Genomic DNA, 17,899 nt, shown 5'->3' on the forward strand with positions numbered 1-17,899 from the left:
CTAGCCTGTGGTTTTTGCGCAGACATAGGATCAGCGTAGGCGATGAACCTGACAAACCCCCCGAATGAAAAGAGCACCATGCTGCGCTGGGAATACCTGACGACCCCTCTCATGATCCATAACACGGCCGCCATCCTCAACAACTGGGGCTCGGAAGGGTGGGAGCTGGTCCAGGTCGTGACCGGCCCCGAGGGCGGCCTGGTGGCCTACCTCAAGCGTCCGGTGCAGAGCGCGGAGACCGCCTGATGGCCGCGATCGAAGCGCGTCTCGCCGAGCTCGGCATCGACCTCCCCGCCGTGGTCCCGCCGGTCGCCGCCTACACGCCCGCGGTCGTCGACGCGGGGCACGTGTACACCTCCGGTCAGATCCCGATGGTCTCCGGCGCCCTCCCCGCGACCGGCAAGGTCGGCGACGGCCACGGCCTGGTGCCGGCCGACGACGCCAAGGAGTACGCCCGCATCTGCGCGCTCAACGCCCTCGCAGCGGTCAAGAGCGTCATCGGCTCGCTCGACCGGGTGACCCGCGTCGTGAAGGTCGTCGGCTTCGTCTCCTCCGACCCGTCGTTCACCGGCCAGCCGGGTGTCATCAACGGCGCTTCGGAGGTTCTCGGCGAGATCTTCGGCGAGGCAGGCGTGCACGCGCGCTCCGCGGTCGGCGTCGCGGTCCTCCCGCTCGACGCCCCGGTGGAGGTCGAACTCATCGTCGCGTACGAATAGAGCCCCGAAGGCAGGAGAACCGTTGCGAGTCGAGTGGATTCGCAACGGTTCTCCTGCGTTGGGGCACGGCCCCCGGCTTCGTCCTAAGTGAGCTTGGCCTGGATGGATGTCATCACGGCGGTGTCGGCGAGCGTGGTCGTGTCGCCGACCTCCCTGCCTTCGGCGACGTCCTGCAGCAGCCGTCGCATGATCTTTCCCGAGCGCGTCTTGGGCAGCTCCGTGACGATGAAGATGTCCCGCGGGCGCGCGATGGCGCCGATCTGTTCCGCGACATGCTTGCGCAACTCGGCGGCGACGTCGAGCGACTCCGCCGTCTCGAGCTGGTTCTGCTTGATGATGACGAACGCGACGACGGCCTGGCCGGTCGTCTCGTCGGCGGCGCCCACGACCGCGGCCTCCGCTGTCAGGGGATGCGCGACGAGCGCCGACTCGATCTCTGCGGTCGAGAGGCGGTGACCCGAGACGTTCATGACGTCGTCGACGCGGCCCATCAGCCAGATCTCGCCGTCCATGTCGTAGCGCGCGCCGTCGCCGGCGAAGTACTTGTCGCCGAACTTCGACCAGTACGTCTCCACGAAACGGTCGGGGTCGCCCCAGATTCCGCGCAGCATGCTCGGCCACGGCTCGGTGACCACGAGAAGTCCGCCCTGGTCTTTGCCCACGGGAACGCCGGCCTCGTCGAGGATGTCGATGGAGATGCCGGGGAGCGGCACTTGGGCGCTTCCGGGCTTGAGCGTCGTCACGCCGGGCAGGGCGGAGACCATGATGGCGCCGGTCTCGGTCTGCCACCAGGTGTCCACGACCGGGGTATCGCCGCCTCCGATGATGTCGCGGTACCACATCCACGCCTCGGGGTTGATCGGCTCGCCCACCGAGCCGAGCACGCGAAGGCTCGAGAGGTCGAACCTCTGCGGGTGCTGGCGCCCGATCTTCATGAACGAGCGGATGGCGGTCGGAGCCGTATAGAAGATCGAGACCTTGTACTTCTCGATGATCTCCCACCAGCGGCCCGGGTGTGGGGTCTCGGGGGTGCCTTCGTACAGCACCTGGGTCGCGCCGTTGGCCAGCGGGCCGTAGACGACGTAGGTGTGACCGGTGACCCAGCCCACGTCTGCGCTGCACCAGTAGACGTCCGTCTCGGGGTGGAGGTCGAAGACGTTCTTGTGGGTGAAGGCCGCTTGGGTGAGGTAACCGCCCGAAGTGTGCAGGATGCCCTTCGGCTTGCCTGTCGTTCCCGACGTGTAGAGGATGAACAGCGGGTTCTCCGCGGGGAACGCCTTGGCTACGTGGTCGGCATCGACGAGCGCGAGCTCGTCCTGCCACCACAGGTCGCGGCCCTCGGTCCAGGCGACCTCGTTCTCGCCGCGCCTGACGACGAGCACGTGCTCGACCGTCGACTCGCCGCTCGCGAGGGCGGTGTCGACCGCGTCCTTCAGCGGGAAGACACGGCCCTTTCGCCACCCACCGTCGGCGGTGATGACCAGCTTCGCCTCGGCGTCGTCGATGCGGGAGCGCAGGCTCTCTGCGCTGAACCCGCCGAAGACGACGGAGTGCACGGCGCCGATGCGGGCCACCGCGAGCATGGCGATGACGGCCTCGGGGATCATCGGCAGGTAGATGGCGACCCGGTCGCCGGACTGGATGCCGAGGCTGGTGAGCAGGTTGGCGGCCTTCTTTACCTCGGCGGTGAGCTCGGCGTATGTGATCGCGCGCGAGTCGCCCGGCTCGCCCTCCCAGTGAATCGCGACCCGGTCGCCGTTGCCGGCGAGCACGTGGCGGTCGAGGCAGTTGTAGGCGACGTTGAGTTCGCCGTCGTCGAACCACTTCGCGAACGGCGGGTTCGACCAGTCGAGCGTTCGCGTGAAGGGCGTGTGCCAGTGCACGAGGTCGCGCGACTGATCGGCCCAGAACCCGAGACGGTCGGCAGAGGCGCGCTCATAGAGATCGGCCGTCGCGATCGCGTTCGCTGCGAACTCCTCGGTCGGCGCGAACCGCCGGGCTTCGTGGAGCAGGTTGTCGATTGTGTTGCTCATGGGGAGTGTTTCGCTCCTTTGCGATGCGGATGTTCGAGTCGTGGCGCGACAATGCCTGACTCTACAACGTGGTGGTGACGGGCTCCGATCAGACTTGCGTTTGCATAGGCAGACTTGCGTTTGCATTGATTCTGCGTAGACTAGTCACCGGCCGAATGGATAATTCTGGCGTGCGGCGCAATCGATTCCCCCCAATCCTGCGCCGCAGTGGCCGCACCTGTTCCCCCCAATAGGTGCGGCCCCCCTCTTTTTAACCGGCGGCTGTGAATGGCGGCCGCGCTGAGTGGCCTGAGAGTCCCCCGCCCCTGGGTGTGGATGAGCCGGTCTTTCCACAGATTCGGGCGATCCGTCCCGCATGGCCGGCGGCCTCCGTAGCGTCGAGGCCATGACGATCCCGAGCGCTCCTCAGGCCCCGCTGCAAACCGAAGCGACTGCACGCGGCGAGCCGGGCCCGTGGGAGACGTTCGGTCCGCTGACGCCGTATCTGATGCGCGAGGGCGTCACCGATCTCTTCCTCACTGGCGACGGTGTGCTGTGGTCCGATGGAGGCTCCCGCGGCCTCCACCGCGTCGACGGGTGGCACGCGGATGCGCAGGCCGCCCGGCGTCTCGCTACGCGTCTGATCGCCTGTGGCGGCCGACACCTCGACGAGGCCACGCCGTTCGCAGACGTGCGGCTCGCGGGAGGAGTGCGCGTGCACGCCGTTCTCGCGCCGATCTCGACCGCGGGCGCGGTGATCTCGATCCGCGTGCCGTCAGCCGTCGCCGTCGGGCTCGACGACCTGGTGCGCGGTGGTTCGCTGACGCTCGCGCAAGCCGCGCGACTGCGAGAGGCGGTGGCGGCGCGCACCAACATCCTCGTCACAGGTGCGGGAGGGGCGGGCAAGACCACGCTCCTGGGCGCGATCCTGGCGCAGGCGCCGCCCGGCGAGCGGATCGTGCTCATCGAAGACGTAGCGGAGCTCCGTGTCGCGCATCCGCACGTGGTCGGGCTGCAGACCCGGCAACCGAACCTGGAGGGTGCAGGAGGCGTGGGACTGCGCAGGCTGGTGCGCGAGGCGCTGCGGATGCGTCCCGACCGGCTCGTCCTCGGCGAGTGCAGGGGAGAGGAGGTCGTCGACTTGCTTGCAGCGTTGAACACCGGGCACGACGGAGGCGCCGGCACGCTGCACGCGAACTCGCTCGCGGACGTCCCCGCTCGGATGGAGGCGCTCGGCGCGCTGGCGGGCATGAACGAGATCGCTGTCGCGCGTCAGACGATCAGCGCCATCGGCCTGGTCGTGCACGTCGAGCGGGCGGGCGAACGGCGCAGGATTCGCGGATTCGGGCGCTTCACGACGACCGCCGACGGTCGGCTCGCGGTGGTGGGCTGTGAGTGAGGGAGCGGGTCGCGGGGATCCTGATGACGACCTCCTCGCCCGGTCGGTGGGGGCTCTGGCGGTGCTCCTCGACGCTGGCATATCTCCGGTCTCGGTCTGGGCGTACGTAGCCGAGGATGCTGAGCATCCCGCGATGAGGGCCGCGGCGGCCAGGATCGCGGCAGGCGTGCCGCCGTCGGAGGCTCTCGTCGACGCATCACGAGGGCCGGCGGCCGTCGCGCGGCCAGCGAGGTCGGCACGAAGACGGGCGCTGAAGGGGCGGCTGCTGAACAGGCGATCGTCGACGGTGCTGGGCACAGCGGCGCAGACGACAGAGGCTCTCGATGACGGGGCGGCGACGGTGGCGGCCGCGTGGAACGTCGCCGAGCACGCCGGGGCCGCGCTGTCACCGGCGTTGCGCGGTGCGGCGACCGCGTTGCGTGATCGTGCGGAGACGGCACGCGACGTTCGCACGTCCCTCGCCGGACCTCGTGCGACGGCGCGACTGATGGCGTGGCTGCCGTTGGTCGGCGTCGCCATGGCGTATCTCATCGGTGTCGATGTCGTGGGTGCGCTCGTGCGCGGCCCGCTCGGGTGGGGAGTGGCCGTCGCCGGGGCATCGTTGGTGGTGGCGGGCCGCGCCTGGACGGCCCGGTTGGTCCGCGAGGCGTCGCGGGCCGGGCCTGTCGCCGGTGCAGAGCACGAGTTGATGGCGATCGCCCTGGCCGGAGGCATGTCGCCCGCTCATGCAAGGCAACTCGTCGCGGAGGTTCGAGAGCGGATCGGGATGGGTGGCAGAGCGGACGACGGCCGTTCTGTCGATCGAGTTCTGCGCGTCGCCGAACGGGCGGGCGCGCCGGCGATCGAGCTGCTGTCCGCCGAAGCGCGGCAGGAACGCCGCGTCGCACGGGCGGAGGGTCGCACGCGGGCAGAGCTCCTCGCCGTGCGGCTGCTGCTCCCCTTGGGACTGTGCATTCTGCCGGCATTCGTGCTGCTCGGGGTGGTGCCCGTCATCCTCGCGATGATGTCCTCCACATTCACGGGGCTGACGTGAGCTGTCCACAGATTCATCCACGAGCGCCCGATCGGCGTTGCCGGCGGGCACCATCGGAACACGGCCACGAAGAGTAGTGGCCGACAACGACAGGGGGAATTCATGGGCGAGATCATTCGCGGGTCGCGGTCCGTCATGCAGCGGCTGCGCTCGGAGGACCGCGGTGCGAGCACAGCGGAGTATGCCGTCACGACGATGGCGGCGGTCGGATTCGCCGGCGCGCTGCTGATGCTGCTGCGCGGCGACGAGGTCCGGTCGGTGCTCGCCGACCTCGTGCGTCGGGCGCTGACGGTCGATGGCTGATCGGCGAGACGGTGAGACGAGACGGTGGGGCGAGGTGGTGGGACGAGGTGGTGGGACGTGCGGCGGTGCAGCGATCCGGTGGTCTTTCGGGAACGAAAGGGGCGGTAGCGGTGAGTGCAGGTACGGGCGAGACCACGGCGCCAGGTTCGGCAGGGGAGCGCGGCAGCGTGACGGCGGAGTTCGCCACCGCCCTTCCGGCCGTGCTGCTGTGTCTGGCGCTGTGCGTCGGCGCGGTGCAGGCTGCCGCGCAGCAGGCGCGGCTGCTCGATCACGCTGCATCGGCCGCGCGGCTGATCGGACGTGGCGATCCGGCTCCCGCGCCGCCTGCCGGGGCGTCGCGAGCGGTCGGGTCGGAGGGCGGATTGGTGTGCGTCACGATCTCGGAACCGAGCGGCTCCGGCGGCTTGGGCGCGCTCGGGGTGACCGTGTCGGCGCGTTCGTGCGTCCTCGACGATGTCGAGCCGCGATGAGCGGGGCATCGTCGTCGCCGACGTCGGCGGAGCGCGGGTCGGGAACGGTTCTCGCGCTCGCGACCGTCGCCGTACTCGTGGCAGTGACGACAGCGGTGATGCTCGTCAGTGGAGCGTGGGCGGCTCGCCACCGCGCGGCGATCGCGGCAGATGCGGCAGCGCTGGCGGCCGCGGAGGTCGCCGTCGGTCGAGCTGTCGGGGAGCCGTGCGCTCAGGCACGGCTCGTGGCGAGCGCCAATGGGGCCGCGCTCGCGGAATGCGCCGTCGCCGGGGTGGTGGTGCAGGTCACTGCCGTAGTGCCCCACGCGGGCTGGCAGGCAGAGGTGCCCGCTCGGGCCGGTCCTCCCGGCAGCCCGTGATCGGCCACAAGGCACGGCTTTCGCGGAGTCCCGTCAAGGCTCGTGCGAAACCGTCGCACCGCGAGTGCCGACCGGGACACATCCGCCTCCTCCGCCTTCGCTGGCGGAGGAGGAGATCGGCTCAGTCGAACACGGTCTCCACGTAGCGGTACGCCACAGCACTGGGGAGCGAGGCGCTCGGGTCGTCCGAGGCGTACTCGGTCTCGGAGGCGGAGCCCCGAACGTACAGATAGTGCTTGCCGCCCGAGGGGGCGGCCAGTTCCAGGCGCGGTTGCGGGTCGCCGGAGTCGAGGAAGGACGTGGAGATGGTCTTGCCCTCCAGAGGACCGTCGATGAGCTTGGCGGTGTACGTCGTCCTTGATGTCGTTGCCATGACGTCATTGTCCTCCCGCGCTCCGCACGGCAACAGGCCCGACGGTCCGCGGCGGTGCGCCTGCGGCGAACGCCCGGGACGAACCCAGGCGGCGATTAGGCACACAACCGGCCTAGGTGTGTATGGTTTGCCTGTTGGGCCACACGGCTTATGCTCGCCGCTCTCTGTGCGGCGCTCGGGGGAGCGATTTTCGGGCCGGCGAGGTCCGTCTGAACACAGCAGCTATATAAGAGGAGTCAAGTGCCTGGCACGAAGAAGCTCGTCATCGTCGAGTCGCCGAACAAGGTGAAGTCCATCGCCCAGTACCTCGGCGACGGCTACGAGGTGATGGCGTCCGTCGGACACATCCGCGATCTGATCGAGCCCAAGAACCTGCCTCCCGAGCTGAAGAAGGGGTCGCTCGGCAAGTTCTCCGTCGACGTCGAGAACCAGTTCGCGCCGTACTACGTGGTGTCCGACCAGAAGAAGAAGACGGTCGCCGACCTGAAACGTGCGCTCAAGGATGCCGACGAGCTCCTGCTCGCGACGGATGAAGACCGCGAGGGGGAGGCCATCGCCTGGCACCTGGTCGAGGTGCTCCAGCCCAAGGTGCCGGTCAAGCGCATGGTGTTCCACGAGATCACCAAGGAGGCGATCGAGAAGGCACGTGACAACACGCGCGAGATCGACACCGCACTCGTCGATGCGCAGGAGACCCGCCGCATCCTCGACCGCCTCTACGGCTACGAGGTCTCGCCCGTGCTGTGGCGAAAGGTCGGCCCTGGGCTCTCCGCCGGTCGCGTGCAGTCCGCGGCGACCCGCCTCGTGGTCGACCGCGAGCGCGAACGCCTCGCCTTCGTCGCCGCCTCGTACTGGGGGCTCACCGCACAGCTCGCCCCCGAGGAGGCCGCTGCCTTCGAGGCCCGTCTCGCCCGGCTGAACGGCCAGCGCGTGGCCACCGGTCGCGACTTCGACGACCACGGCCGCCTGACATCCGGTGCGACAACGCTCGACGAGGCGTCCGCTCAGACCCTCGCCGAAGCCGTCCGGCTGCCGAGCACTCTGGTGTCGGTCGGGAAGGTCGATTCCAAGCCGTACTCTCGCCGGCCCGCGGCGCCGTTCACCACCTCCACGATGCAGCAGGAGGCAGCGCGCAAGCTGCGCTTCTCGGCCCGGCAGACGATGAGCGTCGCCCAGACGCTGTACGAGAACGGCTACATCACCTATATGCGCACCGACTCCGCGTCGCTGTCGCAGCAGGCGACCAACGCGGCACGAGCCCAGGCGGCCAAGCTGTACGGCGCTGAGACGGTGCCCGACAAGCCGCGTGTCTATGCCTCCAAGAGCAAGAACGCGCAGGAGGCGCACGAGGCAATCCGGCCCGCCGGCGAGGTGTTCCGCACTCCCGCTGAATTGGAGAAATCGCTGCGCGGACCCGAGCTGCGGCTGTACGACCTCATCTGGAAGCGCACCGTCGCCTCGCAGATGGCCGACGCCAAGGGTCAGACCGCGTCCGTGACGGTCGAAGCGAGGATCACGGAGGGGTCGCTCGACGGCACCGTCGCGGAGTTCACCGCGAGCGGCACCGTCATCACCTTCCACGGCTTCCTCAACGCTTACGAAGAAGGGCGCGACGAGGAACGGAACGCCGACTCGGGCGGCGACGCCAAGCTCCCGCCGCTGACGCAGGGCCAGTCGCTCACGGTCGAGGACGTCGCCGCCGACGGCCACGAGACCACCCCGCCGCCGCGCTACACGGAGGCCAGCCTCGTGAAGACCCTGGAGGAGCTCGGCATCGGGCGGCCCTCGACCTTCGCGAGCATCATCTCCACGATCATCGATCGCGGGTACGTCACCCAGCGCGGCCAGGCGCTGGTCCCCAGCTGGGTCGCGTTCTCGGTGGTCCGGCTGCTGGAGGACTACTTCGCCGACCTGGTGCAGTACGACTTCACCGCTGAGATGGAGGACGACCTCGACCGCATCGCCGACGGCGAGGCCGAGCGCGTCGACTGGCTCAACAGCTTCTATTTCGGAAGCGACAAGCACAAGGGCCTCCGTCGGGTGATCGACAACCTCGGCGAGATCGACGCGCGCAGCGTCAACTCGATCGCGATCGACGACGGCGTGACGCTTCGCATCGGCAAGTATGGTCCGTACCTGGAGGTCCAGGAGGCGGGCGCGGCAGAGGATGCCACCCCACGCCGAGTCAACCTGCCGCCCGAGCTTGCGCCAGACGAGCTGACTCCGGCCAAGGCGAAAGAGCTCATCGAGGCGCCGGTGCAGACCGATCGCGTACTGGGCTCCGACCCGGCGACCGGCAAGCTCGTCCTCGCCAAGGACGGCCGATTCGGTCCGTATGTGACCGAGGCCGACCCGGAGGAGAAGCCTGCGGTCGACCCGCAGACCGGTGAGGTCGTCGAGGTCAAGAAGACGGCCAAGAAGGCGGCGGCCAAGCCGCGCACGGCCTCCCTGTTCAAGTCGATGGACCTCGCGACGATCGATCTCGACGCCGCGCTCCGTCTGCTCGACCTGCCCCGCGCGGTCGGAACCGATCCGGAGAGCGGTGCCGACATCCAGGCCGCGAACGGCCGCTACGGCCCCTACCTGAAGAAGGGTACCGACACGCGGTCGCTGCCGAGCGAGGACGACATCTTCGGAATCGACCTCGCCGGAGCGCTCGAACTCTTCGCGCAGCCGAAGTACGGCAACCGCCGCGCCTCCAGCGCCCTCAAGGAGTTCGACGCCGATCCGGCCAGCGGCAAGCCGATCAAGATCAAGGACGGCCGGTTCGGCCCGTACGTGACCGACGGCGAGACCAACGCCACCATCCCGCGCGGCGAGACGGTGGACGAGGTCGACTTCGAGCGGGCGGTGCAACTGCTCGCAGACAAGCGGGCGAAGGGGCCGGCCAAGAAGCCGGCCGCCAAGCGCACGTCCACCCGATCGACGGCGGCCAAGAAGCCGGCGGCCAAGACGACCGCGGCCAAGAGGACCGCCACCAAGACCACGGCGGCTCAGACGACGGCAGCTAAGACGAAAGCCGCTAAGTCGACCGCCGCTAAGACGACAGCCGCTAAGTCGACCGCCGCCAAGACCACGGCGGCCACGGCAGCCAAGACAACGAAGGCCGCGGCCAAGCCGAAGACAACGTCGACGCGCACCGCCGCGAAGAAAACCGCCGAGTGAGCGAGGAGGCGCGGCCCGGTCTGTTCATCACGCTCGAGGGCGGGGACGGCGTCGGCAAGTCGACGCAGGCCGCGCTCCTCGAGCAGTGGCTGAACGGGCGAGGCCGCACGGTCGTGCGCACGCGGGAGCCGGGCGGCACGGACGCCGGTGTCGAGATCCGGGAGATCGTGCTCCACCACCGCGGCGACATCGCGCCACGCGCGGAGGCGTTGCTCTATGCGGCCGACCGTGCCCACCACGTCGCGACCGTCGTGCGTCCTGCGCTCGAACGTGGCGACGTGGTCCTGCAGGACCGCTACATCGACTCGTCCGTCGCCTACCAGGGCGCCGGCCGGGTGCTCGACGCCGACGAGGTGCGTGAGCTGTCACTGTGGGCGGCGGAGGGTCTGCTTCCCGACCTGACGATCCTGCTCGACCTCGACGAGACGTCGGCGCGTGCCCGCCTCGACTCATCGCGCACCCGTTACGATCGGCTCGAGGCCGAGCGATCCGATTTCCACGCCCGCGTGCGTGCCGCCTACGTGGCGCTCGCCGAGGCGGAGCCGGAGCGGTTCCTGGTGGTCGACGCGTCGCGGCCGGTGGAGGACATCGCGGCGGACATCCGCCGCCGACTCGAGGACCGGGTCTGACCCCCGCGGCCCCGGCCGCCCCGCCCACGGCAGCCGACGAGTTGTCCGCCGTGCCCGCTAGCCTGGACCACATGGCGGTGTGGGACGACCTGACGGGTCAGGACGACGCGATCGCCGTCGTCCGCGCCGCCGCAGAGTCCGCGACCGCAACCGGCCCCGCCGGCGCCACCGCGCGCGGCATGACGCACTCGTGGCTCATCACCGGTCCTCCCGGATCGGGGAGGTCAAACCTCGCGTACGCGTTCGCGACCGCGCTGCTCAGCCCAGGAACGCCCGACGGCGACCGCGCGGCCCAGCGGCAGGTGGAGGCGCGCACCCACCCCGACCTCGCCGTGCTCAGCACGGAACGCGTCATCATCTCGATCGAAGAAGTGCGGTCGCTCGTCTCCAGCTCGCAGTTCGCGCCCTCGGTCGGCCGGTACCGGGTCATGATCATCGAAGACGCCGACCGGATGACGGAGCGCACCTCCAACGTCCTCTTGAAGGCCCTCGAGGAGCCGCCGGAGCGCACAGTGTGGATCCTGTGCGCGCCGAGTGACGCCGACCTGCTGCCCACCATCCGCTCCCGCGTGCGCACCGTACGGCTCAAGGTCCCCGACGTCGCCGACGTGGCGCAACTGATCGAACGACGCGACGGTGTCGACAGCGCGGTCGCCGAGCGCGCCGCCCGCCACGCCCAGAGCCACATCGGCATGGCGCACCGCCTGGCGACGAATGAGGAGGCGCGCCGCCGGCGCGACCAGACCCTCGAGCTCGCGCTCGGCATCCGCTCGGTCTCCGACGCTGTGCAGGCCGCGGCCACGCTGCTGGAGGTCGCGGGCGCCGACGCGAAGGCGATCACGGAGGAGCGCGACGCGGAAGAGCGCGAGCACGCCCTGCGTTCGCTCGGCGTCGAGCCGGGCGGCGCCATCCCGCCGGCGCTGCGAGGTCAGCTCCGGCAGCTGGAGGAGGACCAGAAGCGCAGGGCGACCCGGAGCCTCCGCGACGGAATCGACCGCATCCTCACCGACATGCTCTCCCTGTACCGCGACGTGATGATGCTTCAGCTCGGCAGCAGCAGCGAGCTCGTCAACGTCGAGATCCAGGGGCGCCTGTCTGCTCTCAGCGCGCACACGACTCCTGCCGCTACGCTCGCCGCGATGGATGCGATCGCGACCGCCCGCGAGCGGATCGACGGCAACGTCGCACCCGCTCTGGCACTGGAAGCCATGCTCATCACCATCCTTCGCGGCGGCGCCGCGCGAAAGGGGACCGACCTGTGACCACCCGACTGAGCCGTCCGGCTCGCCGGCGGGCCGCTCGCACCGTCTTCGCCGCGATCGTGGCCGTCGCCGCTCTCACCCTGACCGGCTGCGTCACCTGGTTCCTGCCCGCGAAGACGTCCACCACCTCCACGCCGGCGCCCGAGAAGGTCGCGGCCGCGCTGACGCCTTTCTATTCGCAGAGGCTCGTGTGGAACGACTGCGCGCAGGGTAAGCAGTGCAGCACGGCCAAAGCGCCGCTGGACTGGAACGACCCGTCGGCCGGCGAGATCGCCCTGGCGCTCATCCGTCAGCAGGCCACGGGCACCACGCAGGGGTCCCTTCTGGTGAACCCCGGGGGCCCGGGAGGCTCGGGCTACGATTTCGTCAAGGACTCGGTGAACTACGCCACCGACAAGACCCTCCAGAGCCATTTCGATGTCGTGGGGTTCGACCCCCGAGGGGTCGGTCGCTCGACGGCGGTGAAGTGCTACGGTGCCGCGCAGATGGACGACTACCTCTACAGCATCACCCCAGGTCAGCGTGGCTCGGACGCCTGGATCGCCGCCAATGCCACGATGTCGAAAGACTTCGGCTCGGCCTGCGCGAAGAACACCGGCGCCCTGCTCGAGCACGTCGACACGGTGAGCGCCGCCCGCGACCTCGACCTCCTGCGCGCCGTGCTCGGCGACAAGAAGCTCAACTACCTCGGCTACTCCTACGGCACCTACCTGGGCGCCGTGTACGCCGGCCTCTACCCGGGCAAGACAGGGCGGCTGGTGCTCGACGGGGCCCTCGACCCCGCGGCAAGCAACTTCGACGTCACCAAGGTGCAGGCCGCGGGCTTCGAGAGCGCCCTTCGTGCCTACCTCGCGAAGTGCTTGACCCAGAAGGACTGCCCGTTCAGCGGCACGGTCGACGACGGGATGACGACGATCTCCCGGCTGCTGGCCTCCGTCGAGGCCAGCCCCATCCGCAATTCCGACGGCCGCGAGCTCGGCGCCAACACGCTGGTCACCGCGATCATCTACCCGTTGTACGACGCGACCGCCTGGTCATACCTGAGCAGCATGTTCGCCGACGTGATGAAGGGCAGCGCGCGGATCGCATTCACGCTCGCAGACGGCTACAACAGCCGCAACAGCGACGGAACCTACAGCGACAACTCCACCGAGGCGTTCATGGCGATCAACTGCCTCGACTACAGCTACGACGACGACCTGGCGACGATGCGCGCGCAGGCGCAGGAGCTCACCGTCGCCGCGCCGGTGATCGGGCCGTACATGGCCTACGGCGACATCGGCTGCGCTACTTGGCCATACAAGACGAACGTGGAGCGGGGTCCGATCGCGGCGGCCGGATCCGCGCCCATCCTGGTCGTCGGCACCACCAACGACCCCGCGACGCCCTACGTGTGGGCGAAGAAGATGGCGTCGGAGTTGGAGAACGGGCACCTCCTCACCTACAAGGGCGAGGGCCACACCGCGTACAACAAGTCGAACTCGTGCGTGAACGACACCGTCGACTCGTTCCTGGTCGACGGCACGATTCCGCCGAAGGGGACGACCTGCTGACGAGGTCGGTCGCGTGACGGCCCGACCCGCGCGGTGAGTGGTGCAATTTTGCAGACGGTGAAATAATACGACTCGTGACTATGGTGACCGGGACGACGGACGGCGAGCTGGGCCTCCGTGAGCGCAAGCGCATCGCGACCAGGCGCGCCATCCAGCTTGCGGCATTGGAGCTCGCCAGCGAGCGCGGGTTCGACAAGGTGACGGTCGACGAGATCAGTCACGCGGCAAACGTCTCGCCTCGCACGTTCTTCAACTACTTCCCGTCCAAAGAGTCGGCGATCATCGGCGAGCTGCCGGAACTGCCGGACGAGGAGAGCATCGAGCGTTTCATCGAGGCCGGGTCGGCCGAGCCGATCCTCGACGGCATGGCACAACTGCTCGTCGCGGCGATCGAAACCGGCGACCTCGACGGCGACCTCGGCGGAGGCCTCCCCGAGGAGACCGCCAGCGCACAGGAGCTCCACGTGTTGCGCCGTTCGCTGCTGAAGGACAACCCTGAGCTGTTCGCGCAGCGGATGGCCAACATGCACAAGTTCGAGGACGCCCTGAGCGTGGTCGTGCAGCGGCGCCTCGCCCACGACGACCCGCAGCTCGCCGCGGACGAGGAGGCTCTGCACCAGCGCGCCCGCCTCGTCACCTACGTCGCGTTCGCAGGGATGCGGCACGCTTGGTCGTGTTGGGCGGACCATGGCGGGGTCGAGCCCCTCGCCGACCGCCTCCGCAGCTCGTTCGCCCAGTTGCAGGCTCTTGGCGCTCCGGAGCACTGACCGCCGGAGCGTTGTCCGGCGGCAGCAGCCGCACTCTTGTCGTGAGCACTGCCGTGGATCGGGTAAGCTATCTGACTGTGCCCGGGCTCTGAGCCCGGCATGCCGCCCTAGCTCAGTCGGCAGAGCATCTCACTCGTAATGAGAAGGTCAAGGGTTCGATTCCCTTGGGCGGCTCCAGCTAACAAGCGGCCTGCATAAGCGGGCCGCTTGTTCGTTTTCCGGGTTGACAGCTACCGTGATAGCAACGCGGTCGCACGTCTTCCAACTGGAGGCGTTACATGTAACAATAGGGACATGGCTGTACGAGAGCGAGTGAGCGACTATCGTCATCGGATGCGCGAAAGCGGGTACCGTCCGGTGCAGTTGTGGGTGCCCGACGTACGAACCGAGAGTTTTGCGAACGAAGCTCACCGTCAGTCCGCCGTCGTTGCGGCGGCCGACCGGCAAGCCGACGACCAGACATTCATCGAGGCCGTCTCGACGACCTGGGATGATGAGTGAATCGCGGTGACATCTGGACAGTCGCCGGAGGCGTATACGCTTCGAAACCCCGCCCGGCGCTGATCATCCAGGATGACCGCTACGACGCGACCGACTCGGTGACCGTGCTTCCGTTCACGAGTACAGCTGTCGACGCGCCTCTGCTCAGAGTGCCGATCCTGGCTTCCGGGCTTTCTGGGCTCGTCCAAGACAGTCAAATCATGATCGACAAACTCACCACAGTGCGCCGCAGCAATGTGCAGGAGCGTGTTGGCCGTCTCACTGCCGCCCAACTTGTCGGAGTAGAACGAGCCTTGCTCGCATTCCTCGGCCTCGCCGGATAGGGCATGACACCTGTCCCTGCCGAAGCGTCGGGAGTGTCCGCGCTGCGCGTTCTGCATAGCTGCCCGTTCTCAGGCGATGATCGCAGCCAGGACATCCACTGGGCCACGCTGCCGCAGTACGCGAATCGGGCTTGTGCATCGTAATGCCTCCAGCTTCTCGCCATAAGAGCAGTACAGCAATCGTGACAGCAACGCGCCTGGCTCGCGGCCCGAGGATGCGGACACCCCGAGGACCGCGAGCCGAGTAACCGCTCCGATCTGGACCTCGCCGGACACCGCGCCCGTATCTCGTAATGAGAAGGTCAAGGGTTCGATTCCCTTGGGCGGCTCGATTCGATCGTCCCTTCCACCGTCTTCGAAGCGCGACGGTTTCCGTGCGCCCGCGGCCTCGCGGGCGTAGACTTTAGCCAATCTGAGGATTGTTCAGTTTGGCCTGGGGCTGTCATGAAAGCAACATCGAAGTCCGGCCGGGCGCGCGTGCTCGGCATGTTCACCGCAGTGGCAAGCGCGCTGCTGCTGGTCGGGGGAGGGTTGAGCATCGGCGGAGCCGCCTCCGCGGACACGAGGCCACCCGATCCGACCAATCCGGCGTCGCCTCCGACCGTCGGTGCGACGGCGCTGCCGACCACGCAAATGGACGGTGTCGCGTGGGACCAGTGGGTCGTCGGGAACAACGTCTACGTCGCGGGAAAGTTCAACAACGCCAGGCCGGCCGGATCGCCTGCTGGCTCGAACAACACGGCGCGCAGCAACTTTCTCGTCTACAACATCACGAACGGCTTGCTGAACACCGGCATCAACCTCCCGTTGAACGCACAGGCGCTGGCAGTCGCCGCGACCCCTGACGGCTCGCGGGTCTATGTCGGCGGCGACTTCACCACGGCCGGCGGAGGCAACTATTACCGGATCGTCGCGTTCAGCACCGCCACCGGTCAGATCATCAGTTCGTTCCGGCCGATCATGGCGAGCGAAGTGCGCGCACTCGCGGTGACGAACACCGCGGTCTACGCCGGAGGCACCTTCTCGAGCGTCAACGGGACCGCGACCGGGTACGTCGCGAAGCTCGATCCGACGAACGGATCGCTCGTGACTTCGTGGAAGGCCTCTGCCGACTACGTGGTCGACGCTCTGGCGGTCAGTCCGGACGGCAGCCGGGTCTACGCGGGGGGCCGTTTCCAGCATGTCAACGGCGAGAGCCACTACGGACTCGTGATGCTCAACGGTACGACGGGCGCAACCTTGCCGTTTCCGGCGAACAACGTCATCAAGGACGCCGGGGCGAACGCAGGCATCACCGCAATGTACGCGACATCCGACCGGGTCTACGGCTCGGGCTATGTGTTCGGCTCGGGAGGCAATTTCGAGGGCATCTTCTCGGCCGACGCCGTGACCGGCGCGCTCGTCTGGATGGAGGACTGCCACGGCGACACCTACACCGTTCAGCCGCTCGGCAACGCGGTCTACGGGGCCGGCCACCCGCACGACTGTCGCAATGCGGGTGGGTTCCCCGAGACGAACCCGCGGACCTTCCACCACACGCTCGCGTTCTCCAAAGCGCAGACGGGCACCCTGACCAACGACGGCAACACGAACTACGCGAACTTCAAGGGTCAGCCGTCGCCGACCCTCCAGACCTGGTTCCCCAACTGGACCACAGGGTCGTTCACCGGCCAAGGGCAGGCCGTGTGGAGTCTGGCGGGCGACACCCGCTACCTGGTCGCCGGCGGCGAGTTCCCGGCGGTGAACGGCCAGGCGCAGTACGGTCTCACGCGGTTCGCGATGGACAGCGTGTCACGCAGCACGACGGGGCCGAACAACAACACGGCGCTGACACCGACGGCGACCTCGACTACAGCGGGACAGGCCAAGATCGCGTGGACGTCCACCTACGACCAGGACAACATCCAGCTCACCTACGCCCTGTCGCGTGACGGCAACATCGCGAGCCCGATCTACACGACGACCAAGAGCAACAACTTCTGGAACACCTCGGCGATGAGCTTCACCGACACGGGCCTCGCCGGAGGCAGTTCCCACACCTACACGCTCAGGGTCATGGATCCCGACGGCAACCAGATCTCGCGCACCGGCAACCAGGTGGTGATCGCGGGCGGAGGCGCCAACCCGCCGCCGGTCGCGTCGTTCACCGTGGGAGTGAACGGGCTGACGATCAGCGTCGACGGCACGGCCTCCACCGACCAGAACGGCACGATCGCGTCGTACGCGTGGAACTTCGGAGACGGCAAGACCGCGACGGGATCCACCGCGAGCCACGCCTACGCGGCGGCCGGCACCTACACCGTGACGCTGACGGTCACCGACAACCAGGGGGCGACGAACTCGACCTCGAAGTCCGTGACGGTCACGGCGAACTCCGGCAGCACCATCGCCCAGGACACGTTCCAGCGGACCGTCAGCGGCGGCTGGGGCAGCGCGCAGACCGGAGGGGCGTGGACGGGTTCGGGAAGCGCGACGCAGTACTCGGTGAGCAACGGGACCGGAAACATCAGCGACGCGGCAGGCACGACCGCGACCGAGCTGCTCAAGTCGGTGTCGTCGAGCCGCACCGACTCGAGCGTCAGTGTGACGACGGACATCGCGCCGACCGGCGGCGGGGCGTTCGTCACGGCGATCGGTCGGCAGGTCGGCTCGGTCGCCTACGAAGGGCGAGCGTGGCTGAGCGCGAGCGGTGCCGTGCAGGTGCAACTGCTGCAGAGTGGGACGACCATCCAGTCGGCCGTGGTCAGTGGTGTGACCTATACCCCGGGGATGCAGCTGAACCTGCGGGTGCAGGTCTTCGGAACCTCGCCGACGACGATCCAGGCGAAGCTGTGGCCGGCCACCCAGGCCCAGCCGTCCAATTGGCAGGTGAGCACCACCGACTCCACGGCCGCGCTGCAGGCGGCGGGCAACGTGGGGCTGAAGGCCTACCTGTCGGGGACCGCGAGCGTGTCGCCGGTGACTGTGAAGTTCGCGAGCTACGGGGTGGTCGCGGTCCCGTGATCGCTGTCTCCGGCGGATGGCGCCGATTGGC

The 17,899-nt window shown here is 68.4% G+C and carries 18 protein-coding genes and 1 tRNA gene; 16 read left to right on the forward strand and 3 right to left on the reverse strand.

All coding sequences use genetic code 11. The features are described from left to right. Positions 1-42: 42 nt before the first annotated feature. A complete protein-coding gene (locus ACPPVW_RS10915; RefSeq protein ID WP_426626351.1) occupies positions 43-246 on the forward strand; it encodes a hypothetical protein in 204 nt (67 codons plus the stop codon). Then, positions 246-716 (forward strand): RidA family protein, encoded by a 471-nt coding sequence (locus ACPPVW_RS10920; RefSeq protein WP_426623146.1) that lies wholly within the window; start codon positions 246-248, stop codon positions 714-716. The genes ACPPVW_RS10915 and ACPPVW_RS10920 overlap by 1 nt, the downstream gene beginning before the upstream one ends. An 83-nt stretch (positions 717-799) precedes the next feature. On the opposite strand, the gene acs is transcribed toward ACPPVW_RS10920, so the two are convergent. Further along, complete coding sequence (acs, locus tag ACPPVW_RS10925; RefSeq protein ID WP_426623147.1) at positions 800-2,749, reverse strand: acetate--CoA ligase; 1,950 nt, start codon at positions 2,747-2,749, stop codon at positions 800-802. A gap of 385 nt (positions 2,750-3,134) precedes the next feature. On the opposite strand from acs, the gene ACPPVW_RS10930 reads away from it, so the two are divergent. The 5 genes from ACPPVW_RS10930 (at position 3,135) to ACPPVW_RS10950 (ending at position 6,292) form a co-directional block, all read left to right on the forward strand. After that, positions 3,135-4,127, forward strand: a complete 993-nt coding sequence (locus ACPPVW_RS10930) for a TadA family conjugal transfer-associated ATPase (RefSeq protein WP_426623148.1) — start codon at positions 3,135-3,137, stop codon at positions 4,125-4,127. Next, complete coding sequence (locus ACPPVW_RS10935; protein ID WP_426623149.1) at positions 4,120-5,160, forward strand: type II secretion system F family protein; 1,041 nt, start codon at positions 4,120-4,122, stop codon at positions 5,158-5,160. The genes ACPPVW_RS10930 and ACPPVW_RS10935 overlap by 8 nt, the downstream gene beginning before the upstream one ends. Positions 5,161-5,262: 102 nt before the next feature. Further along, on the forward strand, positions 5,263-5,463 hold the full coding sequence (locus ACPPVW_RS10940; protein ID WP_426623150.1) for a DUF4244 domain-containing protein: 201 nt from the start codon (positions 5,263-5,265) through the stop codon (positions 5,461-5,463). Positions 5,464-5,573: 110 nt separating this feature from the next. Beyond that, positions 5,574-5,933, forward strand: a complete 360-nt coding sequence (locus ACPPVW_RS10945) for a TadE family type IV pilus minor pilin (RefSeq protein ID WP_426623151.1) — start codon at positions 5,574-5,576, stop codon at positions 5,931-5,933. Beyond that, the gene (locus ACPPVW_RS10950) at positions 5,930-6,292 is read left to right on the forward strand and encodes an Rv3654c family TadE-like protein (protein WP_426623152.1); all 363 of its coding nucleotides are present in this window, start codon (positions 5,930-5,932) and stop codon (positions 6,290-6,292) included. The genes ACPPVW_RS10945 and ACPPVW_RS10950 overlap by 4 nt, the downstream gene beginning before the upstream one ends. Before the next feature lie 121 nt (positions 6,293-6,413). Here the strand turns inward: ACPPVW_RS10950 and ACPPVW_RS10955 are convergent, their stop codons facing one another. Beyond that, the gene (locus ACPPVW_RS10955; RefSeq protein WP_426623153.1) at positions 6,414-6,665 is read right to left on the reverse strand and encodes a hypothetical protein; all 252 of its coding nucleotides are present in this window, start codon (positions 6,663-6,665) and stop codon (positions 6,414-6,416) included. Between the two features lie 240 nt (positions 6,666-6,905). On the opposite strand from ACPPVW_RS10955, the gene topA reads away from it, so the two are divergent. From topA to ACPPVW_RS10995, 8 genes are all read left to right on the forward strand, one after another. Further along, a complete protein-coding gene (gene topA, locus ACPPVW_RS10960; RefSeq protein ID WP_426623154.1) occupies positions 6,906-9,830 on the forward strand; it encodes a type I DNA topoisomerase in 2,925 nt (974 codons plus the stop codon). Beyond that, positions 9,827-10,459 (forward strand): dTMP kinase, encoded by a 633-nt coding sequence (tmk, locus tag ACPPVW_RS10965; protein ID WP_426623155.1) that lies wholly within the window; start codon positions 9,827-9,829, stop codon positions 10,457-10,459. Before topA ends, tmk begins: the two co-directional genes overlap by 4 nt. A gap of 71 nt (positions 10,460-10,530) precedes the next feature. Beyond that, positions 10,531-11,721, forward strand: coding sequence for a DNA polymerase III subunit delta' (locus tag ACPPVW_RS10970; RefSeq protein ID WP_426623156.1), 1,191 nt, complete (start codon positions 10,531-10,533; stop codon positions 11,719-11,721). Further along, a complete protein-coding gene (locus tag ACPPVW_RS10975; protein ID WP_426623157.1) occupies positions 11,718-13,274 on the forward strand; it encodes an alpha/beta hydrolase in 1,557 nt (518 codons plus the stop codon). The genes ACPPVW_RS10970 and ACPPVW_RS10975 overlap by 4 nt, the downstream gene beginning before the upstream one ends. Before the next feature lie 80 nt (positions 13,275-13,354). Continuing rightward, a complete protein-coding gene (locus ACPPVW_RS10980) occupies positions 13,355-14,041 on the forward strand; it encodes a TetR family transcriptional regulator (RefSeq protein ID WP_426626287.1) in 687 nt (228 codons plus the stop codon). Between the two features lie 101 nt (positions 14,042-14,142). Continuing rightward, positions 14,143-14,218 (forward strand) — tRNA-Thr (locus tag ACPPVW_RS10985). A 135-nt stretch (positions 14,219-14,353) separates the two neighbouring features. Next, positions 14,354-14,542 (forward strand): antitoxin MazE family protein, encoded by a 189-nt coding sequence (locus tag ACPPVW_RS10990; protein WP_426623158.1) that lies wholly within the window; start codon positions 14,354-14,356, stop codon positions 14,540-14,542. After that, positions 14,539-14,865, forward strand: coding sequence for a type II toxin-antitoxin system PemK/MazF family toxin (locus ACPPVW_RS10995; RefSeq protein WP_426623159.1), 327 nt, complete (start codon positions 14,539-14,541; stop codon positions 14,863-14,865). The genes ACPPVW_RS10990 and ACPPVW_RS10995 overlap by 4 nt, the downstream gene beginning before the upstream one ends. Before the next feature lie 69 nt (positions 14,866-14,934). Here ACPPVW_RS10995 and ACPPVW_RS11000 read toward each other — a convergent pair whose 3' ends face one another. Further along, positions 14,935-15,276: a hypothetical protein gene (locus ACPPVW_RS11000; protein ID WP_426623160.1), complete on the reverse strand. Its 342-nt coding sequence runs from the start codon at positions 15,274-15,276 to the stop codon at positions 14,935-14,937. A 33-nt stretch (positions 15,277-15,309) separates the two neighbouring features. Between ACPPVW_RS11000 and ACPPVW_RS11005 the strand changes: the two genes are divergently transcribed. Further along, positions 15,310-17,868, forward strand: coding sequence for a PKD domain-containing protein (locus ACPPVW_RS11005; protein ID WP_426623161.1), 2,559 nt, complete (start codon positions 15,310-15,312; stop codon positions 17,866-17,868). The last annotated feature ends 31 nt before the right edge of the window (positions 17,869-17,899 follow it).

The organism is Leifsonia sp. McL0607, from assembly GCF_049993355.1.
Lineage (GTDB): Bacteria > Actinomycetota > Actinomycetes > Actinomycetales > Microbacteriaceae > Leifsonia.

Coding starts and splice junctions, on each gene's coding strand:
- ACPPVW_RS10955 (WP_426623153.1), bottom strand. CDS start 6,665: ATGGCAACGACATCAAGGACGACGTACACCGCCAAGCTCATCGACGGT.
- ACPPVW_RS10915 (WP_426626351.1), top strand. CDS start 43: ATGAACCTGACAAACCCCCCGAATGAAAAGAGCACCATGCTGCGCTGG.
- acs (WP_426623147.1), bottom strand. CDS start 2,749: ATGAGCAACACAATCGACAACCTGCTCCACGAAGCCCGGCGGTTCGCG.
- ACPPVW_RS10950 (WP_426623152.1), top strand. CDS start 5,930: ATGAGCGGGGCATCGTCGTCGCCGACGTCGGCGGAGCGCGGGTCGGGA.
- ACPPVW_RS10980 (WP_426626287.1), top strand. CDS start 13,355: ATGGTGACCGGGACGACGGACGGCGAGCTGGGCCTCCGTGAGCGCAAG.
- ACPPVW_RS10970 (WP_426623156.1), top strand. CDS start 10,531: ATGGCGGTGTGGGACGACCTGACGGGTCAGGACGACGCGATCGCCGTC.
- ACPPVW_RS10940 (WP_426623150.1), top strand. CDS start 5,263: ATGGGCGAGATCATTCGCGGGTCGCGGTCCGTCATGCAGCGGCTGCGC.
- ACPPVW_RS11005 (WP_426623161.1), top strand. CDS start 15,310: ATGAAAGCAACATCGAAGTCCGGCCGGGCGCGCGTGCTCGGCATGTTC.
- ACPPVW_RS10930 (WP_426623148.1), top strand. CDS start 3,135: ATGACGATCCCGAGCGCTCCTCAGGCCCCGCTGCAAACCGAAGCGACT.
- ACPPVW_RS10920 (WP_426623146.1), top strand. CDS start 246: ATGGCCGCGATCGAAGCGCGTCTCGCCGAGCTCGGCATCGACCTCCCC.